The 14429-nt window shown below is 71.8% G+C and carries 1 protein-coding gene; it reads left to right on the top strand.

Annotation, left to right across the window (positions count from 1 at the left end; genetic code table 11):
• Positions 1 to 14429 (top strand): amino acid adenylation domain-containing protein (locus ACZ4FV_RS49375; protein ID WP_465327863.1); only part of this gene is annotated, 14429 nt, incomplete at both ends.

Here is a 14429-nt window from a genome sequence, read left to right as displayed (position 1 = left end):
CAGCTCGCCCGGGGTTACGTCGGTCGCCCGGGTCTCACCGGTGAACGTTTCGTGGCCTGCCCGTTCGGTTCCGGCGAGCGGATGTATCGCACCGGTGACCGGGCCCGGTGGACCCACGACGGTCAGGTGCTGTTCGCCGGCCGGGTCGACGATCAGGTCAAGATCCGGGGCTTCCGGATCGAACCCGCCGAGGTGCAGGCCGCGCTCGCCGCGCACCCCGACGTCGCGCAGGCCGCGGTCGTCGCCCGCACCGACGAGACCTCGGGCACCCATCTGGTCGCCTACGTCGTCCCCGCCCGAGACGCCGCCACACCCCCGGCGGCCCTGCCCGACACCCTCCGGCGGTTCGCCGCCGGCCGTCTGCCCGAGTACATGGTCCCCGCCGCCGTCGTCGCCCTCGACGCACTCCCGCTCACGAGCAACGGCAAACTCGACCGCAAAGCCCTCCCCGCACCCGACCACCACACCGAACCAGGCCGGGAGCCGCGCACCGTGCGCGAGGAGATCCTGTGCGGTGTGTTCGCGCAGGTGCTCGGGCGCGATGCCGTCGGGATCGACGACAACTTCTTCGAACTCGGCGGGCATTCGTTGCTCGCCACCCGGCTCGCGTCCCGGATTCGCAGCACGCTCGGCGTCGAACTGGAGATTCGCGAGCTTTTCCGGACGCCCACCGTCGCCGGGGTGGCGGCCGTGTTGGACGACGCGGACACGGCGCGGGCCGCGGTGACGGTGCGGGAGCGGCCGGAGCGGATCCCGCTGTCGTTCGCCCAGTACCGGCTCTGGTTCCTGGAGCAACTGGAGGGGCGCAGCGCGACGTACAACGCCCCGAACGTGCTTCGGCTGGTCGGCAGGCCCGACGTCGACGCGCTGGCGGCGGCGTTCCGGGACGTGATCGCCCGGCACGAGGTGCTGCGGACGGTGCTCGCGGTCGCCGACGGTGAGCCGTACCAGCGGATCCTGCGCCCGGATGAGGTGGCGTGGGAGTTGTGCCGGGTGGAGGCGGCCGACGCGGACGAGTCGGCCGGCGCGGTGGCGCGGGCCAGTGGGTACGCCTTCGATCTGTCGGCGGAGCCTCCGCTGCGGGCGTCGTTGATCACGGTCGGGCCGGAGGAGCACGTCCTGGTCGTGGTGGTCCATCACATCGCCGCCGACGGCTGGTCGATGGCGCCGCTGGGACAGGACCTCTCGATCGCCTACGCGGCCCGGCGGGCGGGCCGGGAGCCGGACTGGGCGCCGCTGCCGGTGCAGTACGCGGACTACGCGCTGTGGCAACGCGAGTTGCTGGGCGGCGACCAGGACCCGGACAGCGTGTTGTCGCGTCAGGTGGCGTACTGGCGGGACGCGCTGGCCGATGCGCCGGAGGAACTCGCGCTGCCCGTGGAGCGCCCGCGCCCGGCGGTCGCCAGTCACCTCGGGCACACCGTGCCCCTGGAACTGTCGGCGGACCTGCACGCGCGGCTCGTGGAGGTGGCGCGGGCCGAGGGCGTGACGGTGTTCATGGTCCTCCAGGCCGCGCTGGCGGTGTTGTTGGCGAAGCTGGGCGCGGGTACGGACATCCCGATCGGGTCGGCGGTCGCGGGGCGCACCGACGAGAGCCTGGACCCGCTGATCGGGTGCTTCGTCAACACCCTGGTCATCCGTACCGACCTGTCCGCCGATCCCACCTTCACCACCGTTCTGGCCCGGGTGCGGGAGGCGGGGCTGGGGGCGCTGGGGCATCAGGACGTGCCGTTCGAACGGCTCGTGGAGGAGCTGGCGCCCGCTCGATCGTCGGCTCGCCATCCGCTCTTCCAGGTGGTTCTGACCATGCAGAACACCCTCGACGCGAGTGTCGCCCTGCCCGGTCTGGCGGTCGAGGTCCGGCCCGGGCCGCGGCCGGGGGTGAAGTTCGATCTCGACGTGATGATCGCCCAGGTGTTCGACGAGCTGGGCCGGCCGGCCGGACTGCGCGGCGGGTTGACCGCGTCGGCGGACCTGTTCGATCCGGATTCGGTGCGCGCGATGGGTGCGCGGTGGGTGCGGGTGCTGGAGACGGTGCTCGCCGATCCGGGCGTGCGGGTGGGCGCGGTGGACGTGCTCGACGAGGACGAGCGCGCCCGGGTGCTGGTGGAGTGGAACGATACGCGGGTCGACCCGCCGACGCCGTCGGTGCCCGAGTCGTTCGCCGCGCAGGCGGCGCGGACCCCGGACGCGATCGCGGTCGAGTGCGCCGGCGTCGAGATCTCGTACGCCGAACTGGCGGCGCGCGCAGCGCGGTTGGCCCGGGTGCTGCGCGGGCGCGGGGTCGGCCGCGGTTCGGTGGTGGCGCTGTGTCTGCCCCGAGGGTCGGACATGATCGCCGCGATCCTCGGCGTGTGGCGGGCGGGCGCGGCGTACCTGCCCATCGATCCGAGCCATCCCGCGGATCGGATCGCCTTCCTGCTCGCGGACGGTCGCGCGGTCATCCTGGTCGGGACCGAGGACCTGCTGGAGGACCTGCCGGCCGGTCGGCTGCCCACCGTTGCGATCGACGACCCGGACGGGGTCGACGACTCGGACCCGGTCGGCACCGACCCGGAGGGGGCGCACGCGACCCCGATTGCGCGCCCGCATCCCGACGAACTGGCCTATGTGATCCACACGTCCGGGTCGACCGGACGGCCGAAGGGGGTCGCCGTCACGCACGGCGGGCTCGCGAACTACGTGGCCTCGGCGCCCGCGCGGGTGGGACTGGGCGCACCCGGGGCGCGCTACGCGTTGCTCCAGTCGCAGGTCACCGACCTGGGCAACACCGTGGTGTTCGGCAGCCTGGTCAGCGGTGGCCGACTGCACATCCTGGACGCCGACGCCGCGCTCGACCCGTCGGCCGTGGCAGAGTACCTGGTCCGGCACCGGATCGAGCACGTCAAAGTGGTGCCCTCGCACCTGGCCGCGCTGGCGAGCGTGCGCGGTACGGCCGCGGTGCTGCCGGCCGGGTCGCTGGTGCTCGGCGGCGAGGCGGCCTCGGCCGAGTGGGTGCGCGACCTGCTGCGCGCGGCCGGCGAGCGCCCGGTGTTCAACCACTACGGCCCCACCGAGACCACGATCGGGGTCACCACCACGCCGTTGACCCCGCATCTGCTCCGGCACGGCGCGGTCCCGATCGGCACGCCCATCGGCAACACTCGCGCCTATGTGCTCGACGAACGACTGGCCCCGGTACCGCCCGGGGTGACCGGTGAACTGTACGTCGCCGGAGCGGGTGTCGCGCGCGGCTATCTCCATCGCCCGGCCTTGACCGGTGAGCGGTTCGTGGCCTGCCCGTTCGTCGCCGGCGAGCGGATGTACCGCACCGGAGACCGAGTCAGGTGGAACTCGGACGGCAACCTGGTCTTCGCCGGTCGGGTCGACGACCAGATCAAGATCCGCGGCTTTCGGATCGAGCCCGACGAGATCCGGACCGCGCTGCTCACGCATCCTCGGGTGGCCCAGGCGGTCGTCGTCGGTCGGGACACCGCCGCCGGCGACCTCAGCCTCGTCGCCTACCTGGTCCCGGCCGACCCCGAGACCGGGGACGACGAGGAACTCGCGGAATCGGTCAAGAAGTTCGTCGCGCAACGGCTCCCCGAGCAGATGGTGCCGGCGGCGATCGTGACCCTGGACGCGCTGCCGCTGACCACCAACGGGAAGCTCGACCGCAAGGCCCTTCCCGCGCCGCAGCACGCGGGCAGCGTCGGCCGAGGACCGAGCACGGTGCGCGAGGAGATCCTGTGTGCCGCGTTCGCCGAGGCGCTCGGCCTGGACACGGTGGGCGTGGACGACAACTTCTTCGAGTCCGGCGGGCACTCGCTGCTGGCGGTCACGCTGGTGGAACGGCTGCGGGTGCAGGGCGTCTCGGTCGAGATCCGGGCCCTGTTCGAGACACCGACCCCGGCCGGCCTGGCCGCACTCGCCGGCCCCGAACCGGTGCCGGTCCCGGCGAACCCGATCCCGGCCGACTGCACCGAACTCACCCCGGACCTGCTGCCGCTGGTGGACCTGTCGGACGCCGACCTCGCGCGCATCGTCGCGACCGTCGAGGGCGGCGCCGCGAACATCGCCGACATCTACCCGTTGGCGCCGTTGCAGGAAGGCATCCTCTTCCACCACCTGATCGCGGGCGAACACGAACGCGACGTCTACGTCACGCCGTTCGTGCTGGAGTTCGACACCCGCGAGCGGCTGGACGGCTTCCTGAGCGCCCTCGGCCGGGTGATCGACCGGCACGACATCTACCGCACCGCGATCGTGTGGGAGGGCGTGGCCGACCCGGTGCAGGTGGTGCACCGTCGGGCGCCGCTGACCGTACGCGAGTTCGGCCCGGGCGAGTGCGGCGGTGCCGAGGATCCGGTCGCCGCGCTGCTTGTCGCCGGCGCGACGAGCATGGACATCACCTGCGCTCCGCTGATCGACGCGCATGTCACACCGGCCGCCGACGGCACCCGTTGGCTGGCCATGCTGCGCGTGCACCACATGGTTCAGGACCACACCGGGATGGAGGTGCTGCTCCAGGAGGTGCAGGCGTTCCGCACCGGACGCGGCGCCGAACTCGCCCCGCCGCTGCCGTTCCGCGACTTCGTGGTCCAGGCCAGGGAAAGCCTGCGCCGGGGCGGCCACGAGCGATACTTCGCCGACCTGCTCGGCGACGTCACCGAACCCACCCACCCCTACGGCCTGGTGGACGTGCGCGGCGACGGCACCGCCGTACGACGGGCCGGCCTCCCGGTCCGCGCGGACGTCGGCCGGCGTATCCGCGACGTGGCCCGAGGACTGGGAGTCAGCCCCGCGACCCTGCTGCACGTGGCCTGGGCCCGGGCGCTGGCCGCGTTGTCCGGACGCGACGACGTGGTCTTCGGAACCGTGCTGTTCGGGCGGATGAACGCGGGTGCCGGGGCCGACCGGGCACTGGGCCTGTTCATGAACACCCTGCCGGTCCGGGTCCGGCTGCGCGACGTCGGGGTGCGGGCGGCGGTCCTGGCGATGCGTGCCCAACTCGCCGCGCTGCTCGAACACGAGCACGCGCCGTTGGCGGTGGCGCAGCAGGCGGCGGGGCTGGACGGCGACGTCCCGCTGTTCAGCGCCCTGTTCAACTACCGGCACAGCGGCTCCCGACGGACGGGTGGCGCGGATGGCGCGGATGGCCCGGACTCCGACGGAGAGTCGGGCTTTGCCGGCATCCGCTCGCTGGCCACGCACGACCGCAGCAACTTCCCGCTGGCCGTGTCCGTGGACGACCTGGCCGACGATGGCTTCGCGTTGAGCGTGGACGCGATGGCGCCGGCCGACCCGGATGCCGTCGCGCGCCTGCTGCACACGACGATCGAGAACCTGGTCGTGGCGTTGGAAACGGCTGTGGAGACGGCTGCGGAGTCCGCTGGGGAGTTTGCCCCGGGGTCCGCCCCGAACTCCGTTCCCGAGGATGCGTACGGCCCGGACGCCCCGCTGCGGGCAGTGTCGGTCCTGGACGACGAAGCGTGGTCGCGCCTGGTGGCGGACTGGGCCGAAACGGCCGCCGACGTGGGCTCGGCCGCGACGCTGCCGGAGCTGTTCCGGTCCCATGTGCGAAGCACCCCGGATGCCGTGGCGGTCCGGGCCGACGGTGTCGAACTCTCCTACGCACGCCTCGACGAGCGCGCGAACCGGCTCGCCCGGCATCTGATCGACCTGGGTGTGGGTCCCGAGTCGGTGGTCGCCGTCGTGCAGGAGCGCGGCGTGGACCTGGTCGTGGCCCTGCTCGCGGTGCTCGAAGCAGGCGCCGCGTATCTGCCGATCGACCCGCGCTACCCGCAGGAGCGGATCGCCTACCTGCTCGCCGACAGCCGAGCCGTCGTGCTGCTGGGCACCGAGGCGATCCTGGACGACCTGCCGCCCGTGCGCGGCGTGCTGAGCATCGCCTCGGACGACCCGCACGTCGCGGCCGCCATCGCGGCCCGTCCCGGCGAAGCGCCGACGGTTTCCACGCCCGCCACCGGGTTGGCGTACGTGATCTACACCTCGGGCTCCACCGGTCGGCCCAAGGGCGTGGCCCTCTCGCACGCCGGCGTGGCCAGTCTGGTCACCACCCAGATCGAGCGGCTGGGCGTGGACCGGGACAGCCGGGTGCTCCAGTTCGCGTCCGCCGGCTTCGACGCGGCGTCGTGGGAGCTGATGATGGCGCTGGGCAGCGGCGCCTGCCTCGTGGTGGCGCCGGCGGCGGAACTGCTGCCCGGCGAGGGCCTGGCCGAGGTGATCGCCCGGCACGCGGTCACCCACGCCACGCTGCCGCCCGCCGTGTTGCGGGTCCTGGACGCCGACGACCTGCCGTCGGTGCGGACACTGGTGTCCGCGGGCGAGGCGCTCGGCACCGACCTGGCCGGGCGCTGGGCCGTCGGACGGCGGCTGATCAACGCGTACGGGCCGACCGAGACCACGGTCTGCGCCACCATGTCCACACCCCTGGAGCCGGGCGGCGAACCCGACATCGGCGGGCCGATCCGCAACGCGCGCGCCTACGTCCTGGACGATCGCCTCGGCCCCGTGCCGGCCGAGGTGGTCGGCGAACTCTACGTGGCCGGCGCGAGCCTGGCCCGGGGCTACCTCGGGCGGCCGGCGCTCACCGGTGAGCGGTTCGTGGCCTGCCCGTTCGCGCCGGGCGAGCGCATGTACCGGACCGGGGACCGGGTGCGGTGGACCGCGGACGGGCGGCTGGTGTTCGCCGGTCGCGCCGACGACCAGGTCAAGATCCGGGGCTTCCGGATCGAGCCCGGCGAGGTCGAGGCCGCGCTCGTCGCCCATCCGTTGGTCGCCCAGGCGGCCGTGCTCGCCCGCGCGGACGCGGTCCCCGGCGGCGGGACCGAGGATCGGCTCCTGGTCGGCTACGTCGTCGGCACCGAGGATGGCGCGTCCGCCGGCGAGGCGCGCCTGGCCGAGGAACTGCGACGTTTCGTGGCCACCCGGCTGCCGGACTACATGGTGCCGTCGGCGATCGTCGTGCTCGACGCGCTGCCGATGACTCCGAACGGGAAACTCGACCGCAAGGCGCTGCCCGCCCCGCACTACACCCCGGGCAGCGACCGAGGTCCGACAGGACTCCGCGAGGAACTCCTGTGCGGTGTCTTCGCGCAGGTGCTCGGGCTGGACGAGGTCGGCGTCGACGACGGCTTCTTCGACCTGGGCGGCCACTCGCTGCTGGCCACCCGACTGGTGTCGCGGGTGCGGGCGGTGCTGGGCGTCGAGGTGGATATTCGCACGCTGTTCGAGGCGCCGACGGTGGCCGGACTCGCGGCGGCGCTGGCCGACGCCGGCGCGGCGCGGACGGCGTTGGCGGTTCGGGAGCGCCCGGAGCGGGTGCCGTTGTCGTTCGCGCAGCGGCGGTTGTGGTTCCTGGGGCAGTTGGATGGCCGCAGCGCCACGTACAACGCGTCGACGGTGGTGCGGCTGTCGGGGCAGGTGGACGTGCTCGCGTTGTCGGCGGCGTTGCGGGATGTGGTGGGTCGGCACGAGGTGTTGCGGACGGTGTTCGCGGTGGCGGACGGGGAGCCGTACCAGCGGGTGTTGGACCTGGACGAGTGGGCCTGGGAGTTGGCGGTCGAGGAGGTCGCGCCCGGCGAGGTGCCCGGTGCGGTGGCGCGGGCCGTGGGCCACGCATTCGACCTGGCGACGGAAGTCCCACTGCACGCACGGCTGTTGTCGACCGGAGACGAAGAACACGTGTTGGTGCTCGTGGTGCATCACATCGCGAGTGACGGCTGGTCGATGGGCCCGTTGGGCCGGGACGTCTCGACGGCCTACGCGGCCCGGTGTGTGGGGCAGGCACCGGAGTGGACACGACTGCCCGTGCAGTACGCGGATTACGCGTTGTGGCAGCGGGAGTTGTTGGGTGACGAGGGTGATTCGGCGAGTGTGTTGTCGGGTCAGGTGGCGTATTGGCGGGAGGTTTTGGCGGGTGCGCCGGAGGAGTTGGAGCTTCCGGTGGATCGGCCGCGTCCGGTGGTCGCTTCGCATCGTGGGCATCGGGTCGGGCTCGAGGTGTCCGCGGATGTGCATGCGCGGTTGCGGGAGGTAGCGCGGGCCGAGGGTGTGACGGTGTTCATGGTGTTGCAGGCCGGGCTCGCGGTGGTGTTGTCGAAGCTGGGCGCCGGTACGGACATCCCGATCGGCGCGGCGGTGGCCGGCCGCACCGACGAGAGCCTCGACGACCTGGTCGGCCTGTTCGTGAACACCCTGGTGCTGCGCACGGACCTGTCCGGGGACCCGACGTTCCGCGAGGTACTGGGCCGGGTCCGGGAGACCGGACTCGGCGCCTTCGAACATCAGGATGTGCCGTTCGAGCGGCTGGTGGAGGAGCTGGCGCCGGCGCGCTCGTTGGCGCGGCATCCGCTGTTCCAGGTGATGACGACCCTCCAGAACACGGGACGAGCGGCCCTGGAACTGCCCGGCGTGCGGGTCGGCGCCCCGACCGAGGAGATCGCGGCCGAACTCTCGGGAGTGGCGAAGTTCGACCTGGACGTGTCGCTGGCGGAACTCTTCGACGACGAAGGGCGACCGGCGGGGCTACGCGGTGCGTTGGTGGGCGCGGCCGACCTGTTCGACCGGGACTCGGTGGAGGGCCTGGCAGGCCGCTGGGTTCGCGCGTTGGCGGATCTGGCAGCCGATCCGGGGCTGCGGTTGAGCGCGGTGGACGTGCTCGACGCGGCAGAGCGGTCACGCGTGTTGCTCGACTGGAACGACACGGCGGTCGCGTCGTCGACCACGACGGTGGCGGAGTCGATCGCCGTGCAGGCCGTACGCACACCGGACGCCCCGGCCGTGGTGTGCGACGGAGCCGCAATCTCGTACGCGGAACTGGCCTCCTACGCAGGCCGATTGGCCGGGTACCTGTGCCGGTCGGGTGCGGGCACGGAATCGTTGGTGGGGCTGTGCCTGCCGCGTGGCGTGGATATGGTCGCGGCGATTCTGGGCGTGTGGTGGGCCGGTGCGGCGTATGTGCCGATCGATCCGGAGTATCCGCGGGAGCGAGCGCAGTTCATGCTCGCGGACAGCGGTATCGGCACGCTGATCGGGACCCGGGAGACCCTCGCGGACCTGCCGACGGTGGGCCTGTCGGTGATCGCGCTGGACGATCCCACGAACTCGGTCACCCTCGCGACGACCGCCCCCGTCGAACCCGTGGCCGACCCGGTACCGTCCGGGGCCGCCTACGTGATCTACACCTCGGGCTCGACCGGGACCCCGAAAGCCGTGGTGGCCACGCGGGCCGGGCTGGCGAACCTGGTTTCGGTGTTCGCCCCGATGATGGGAGTCGCACCCGGCGTCGGAGTCCTGCAGTACGCGTCGTTCAGCTTCGACGCGTCGGTGCTGGACGTGGCCGTGACCTTGTCCCACGGCGGAACGCTGGTGGTGGCGAACACCGACGAACGCAGCCAACCGGAGTTGCTGCGCCGACTCGTCGACGACAACGCGGTCCGCGCCGCCAGCCTCGTTCCCTCCCTGCTGGGCGTTCTGGAACCCAAGGACCTGTCCGGCGTCGGCACGCTGCTGGTGGGCGCCGAGCCGATCAGCGAACACCTGGCCCGGACCTGGTCGGCGGATCGGCGACTGATCAACACCTACGGGCCCACCGAGGCGACCGTGATGATCACCGCCACCCACCTCGACCCGCCGCTGCGCAGCCCCATCCCGTTCGGCGCGCCGATCGCGAACACGCGCACCTATGTGCTCGACGACTTCCTTCGCCCGGTGCCCCCGGGCGTGAGCGGTGACCTGTACATCGCCGGCGCGGGCCTGGCCCGGGGCTATCTCGGTCGTGCGACGCTGACCGGTGAGCGGTTCGTGGCCTGCCCGTTCGGCTCCGGTGAGCGCATGTATCGCACGGGCGACCGGGCACGGTGGACGGCGTCCGGTGAGTTGGTGTTCGCCGGCCGCGCGGACGACCAGGTCAAGATCCGCGGGTTCCGGATCGAGCCCGGCGAGGTCCAGACCGTACTGGAGACCCACCCCGACGTCGCCCAGGCCGCCGTCGTCGTCCGCGAGGACGCCGACACGGCAGGCCGGACCGGTGACAAACGACTGGTCGGCTACGTCGTCGCGGCGGAAGGCGGCACCGCCGAGTTCGCGCGCCTGCCCGAGGAGCTCCGACGGTTTGCGGCACAGTGGTTGCCCGACTACATGGTGCCCTCGGCCGTCGTCGTGCTGGACGAGCTGCCGCTGACACCCAACGGCAAGCTCGATCGCGGGGCGCTGCCCGTTCCCGACTACCACACGGACGCCGGTCGGGGCCCGGCCGGTCTGCGTGAAGAGTTGTTGTGTGGGGCGTTCGCCCACGTGTTGGGTCTGGATCGGGTGGGCGTCGACGACAACTTCTTCGAGTTGGGCGGACATTCGCTGCTGGCGACGCGGCTGGTGTCGCGGGTGCGCGCGGTGCTGGGCGTGGAACTGGAGATCCGGGCTCTGTTCGAGACGCCCACGGTGGCCGGACTGGCGGCCGGACTGGAGGACGGCCGGGTACGGCGGGCCCGGGCCTCGGTCGGGGAGCGCGTGCGTCCGGAGCGGGTGCCGTTGTCGTTCGCGCAGCGCCGGTTGTGGTTCCTGGGGCAGTTGGAGGGTGGCGGCGCGACATACAACCTGCCGGTGGTGGTGGGCTTGTCCGGTCGTGTGGACGTGCTCGCGTTGTCGGCGGCGTTGCGGGATGTGGTGGGTCGGCACGAGGTGTTGCGGACGGTGTTCGCGGTGGCGGACGGGGAGCCGTACCAGCGGGTGTTGGACCTGGACGAGTGGGCCTGGGAGTTGGCGGTCGAGGAGGTCGCGCCCGGTGAGGTGCCCGGTGTGGTGGCGCGGGCCGTGGGCCACGAGTTCGACCTCGCGACGGACATACCGATCAAGGCGTGGCTGCTCTCGACCGGGCCGGACGAGCATGTCTTCGTGGTGGTGGTGCATCACATCGCGGGGGACGGCTGGTCGATGGGCCCGTTGGGCCGGGACATCTCCACCGCGTACGCGGCCCGGTGTGCGGATCGGGCACCGGGGTGGACCGCGTTGCCGGTGCAGTACGCGGATTACGCGTTGTGGCAGCGGGAGTTGTTGGGTGACGAGGGTGATTCGGCGAGTGTGTTGTCGGGTCAGGTGGCGTATTGGCGGGAGGTTTTGGCGGGTGCGCCGGAGGAGTTGGAGCTTCCGGTGGATCGGCCGCGTCCGGTGGTCGCTTCGCATCGTGGGCATCGGGTCGGGCTCGAGGTGTCCGCGGATGTGCACGCGCGGTTGCGGGAGGTGGCGCGGGCCGAGGGTGTGACCGTGTTCATGGTGTTGCAGGCCGGGCTCGCGGTGGTGTTGTCGAAGCTGGGCGCCGGTACGGACATCCCGATCGGCGCGGCGGTGGCCGGCCGCACCGACGAGAGCCTCGACGACCTGGTCGGCTTCTTCGTGAACACCCTGGTGACGCGAACGGATCTATCGGGAGACCCGTCGTTCCGGGACGTGTTGGGCCGGGTCCGCGACAGCGGGCTCGGCGCGTTCGGACATCAGGACGTGCCGTTCGAGCGGCTGGTGGAGGAATTGGCGCCGGCCCGATCGCTGGCCCGACACCCGTTGTTCCAGGTGATGTTGACCGTGCAGAACACCGGGCGGGCGGGCTTGGAGTTGCCCGGCATCGAGGTCGGCACACCGGGCGCCGCGGCGGCGGCGAGGGTATTCGCCGCGCAGGTCGCCAAGTTCGACCTGGACGTCTCACTCACCGAGCTCTTCGACGACGAGGGTCGTGCGGCGGGACTTCGTGGTGGCCTGGTGGGTGCGGCGGATCTGTTCGACCGGGAATCGGTCGAGGGCTTCGGTGGTCGCTGGATTCGAGTGCTCACGGAATTGGTTGCGGATCCGGGTCTGTCGCTGAGCGCGGTGGACGTGCTCGACGGCGGCGAGCGGTCGCGGGTGTTAATGGAGTGGAACGACACGACGACTGACGTGCCCGGGCCGCTGATGCCGGAGTTGTTCGCCGTACAGGCCGTGCGGACGCCGGATGCGCCGGCCGTGCTGTGTGACGGTGTTGCGCTTACTTACGCAGAGTTGGCGGCCCGGGCCGGTCGGCTGGCCGGATACCTGCGCGGTTCGGGTGTCGGGGCGGAGTCCTTGGTGGGGCTGTGCCTGCCGCGCGGAGTGGACATGGTCGCGGCGATTCTGGGTGTGTGGCGGGCGGGCGCGGCGTATGTGCCGATCGATCCGGACTATCCGCGGGAGCGAGCGGAGTTCATGCTCGCGGACAGCGGAATCGGCACGCTGATCGGGATCCGGGAGACGCTCGCGGACCTGCCGACGGCGGGCCTGTCGGTGATCGCGCTCGACGATCCCGCGGCCTCGGACATCCTCGCGACGACCACTCCCCAGGTCGCCCCGGTGAGTGTGTCGCCGACCGGACTGGCGTACGTGATCTACACGTCGGGCTCCACCGGCACGCCGAAGGCCGTGGCGGCCACCCACGCCGGACTGCGCAACCTCGTCTCGGTGTTCGCGCCGATGATGGGCGTGGCAACCGGCGTCGGGGTCCTGCAGTTCGCGTCCTTCGGCTTCGACGCGTCGGTGCTGGATGTCGCGGTGACGCTGTCGCACGGCGGAACGCTGGTGGTGGCGAACCCCGACGAACGCAGCCAACCGGAGTTGTTGCGGCGACTGGTGGACGAGAACGGAGTACGGGCCGCCAGCCTCGTGCCGTCCCTGCTGGCCGTCCTGGAGCCGGACGACCTCGCCGGGGTGGCGACACTGCTGATCGGCGCGGAGGCCGTCGGCGAACACCTGGCGCGGACATGGGCGTCGGGCCGACGACTGATCAACACGTATGGGCCCACCGAGGCCACGGTCATGGTCACCTCGACCCATCTCGACCTCCCGCTACGGGTGCCGATTCCCTTCGGCGCGCCGATCGCCAACACCCGCATGTACGTCCTGGACGACGCCCTGCGCCCGGTGGCACCGGGCGTGACGGGTGAGCTCCACGTGGCGGGTGCGGGCCTGGCTCGGGGCTATCTCGGTCGTCCCGCGTTGACGGGCGAACGGTTCGTGGCCTGCCCGTTCGGCTTCGGTGAGCGGATGTATCGCACGGGAGACCGGGCGTGGTGGACGACCGAGGGGGAGTTGGTCTTCGCCGGTCGTGCGGACGACCAGGTGAAAATCCGTGGCTTCCGGATCGAGCCCGGCGAGATCCGGACCGTGCTGGAGACCCACCCCGACGTCGCCCAGGCGGCCGTCGTCGCCCGCGAGGAGAGCATGGGCCGTACGGACGCCTCTTCCGCTACCCGACCCGGTGAGACGCGCCTGGTTGCCTATGTCGTGGCCCGCGATGGGGAGGCGGGCGAGCAACTGGTCGAGGCGCTGCGTGGTTTCGTCGTCGAACGGTTGCCGGAATACATGGTGCCGTCGGCGATCGTCGTGCTGGACGCCATTCCGCTGACCGCCAACGGGAAGCTGGACCGCGACGCGCTCCCCGCCCCCGAATACGGGCCGGGCGGGACGCATGGCAGGGGCCCCGCGACCGTGCGCGAGGAGGTGTTGTGCGCGGTCTTCGCCGAGGTGTTGGGCGTGCCGTCGGTGGGGGTGGACGACAACTTCTTTACGCTGGGCGGGCATTCGCTGCTGGCCATCACGCTGGTGGAGCGGTTGCGGGCGCGGGGCGTCTCGGTGTCGGTTCGGGCCCTGTTCCGGTCGCCGACCGTGGCCGGGCTCGCGGAGATCGCCGGGCCGGTGCCGGTGATGGTCCCGGCGAACCGCATCCCGGCCGACGCCACGGCTCTGACGCCGGACATGTTGCCGCTGGTGGATCTGTCGGAAGCCGAGGTCGAGGGGCTGGTCGGGTCGATCGAGGGTGGTGCCGCGAACATCGCCGACGTGTACCCGCTGGCGCCGCTCCAGGAGGGCATTCTCTTCCACCACCTGATGGCCGGCGAGCACGAACGTGACGTCTACGTTGCGCCGTTCGTGTTGGAGTTCGATACCCGGGAGCGGCTCGACGGTTTCCTGTGGGCGCTCCAGCAGGTGATCGACCGGCACGACATCTACCGGACCGCGATCGTGTGGGAAGGCGTGCCCGAGCCGGTCCAGGTGGTCCAGCGACGGGCCCCGCTGCCGGTGCGGGAGGTGCGCCTCGGACCCGAAAGCCGCGACTCGGTGGCGGAGTTGGCCGCCTCCGGCGGATTGAGCATGGACATCGGTCGCGCGCCGCTCATCGACACGCACATCACCGCCGCGCCCGGCGGCCCTCGATGGCTCGCGCTTATCCGGGTGCATCACATGCTTCAGGACCACGTCGGCATGGAGGTCCTGCTCCAGGAGGTCCGGACGTTCCTGGCGGGCGACGGGCACGAGCTGCCCACCCCGCGCCCGTTCCGGGATTTCGTGGTGCAGGCGCGGGAGAGTCTGCGGAACGGTGGTCACGAGGAGTTCTTCGCGGAGTTGTTGGGTGATGTGACCGAGAC

This window comes from Embleya sp. NPDC025285 (assembly GCF_055558835.1).
The sequence above is the reverse complement of the archived record's forward strand: the minus strand, read 5'-3'. Positions and strand labels throughout refer to the sequence as shown.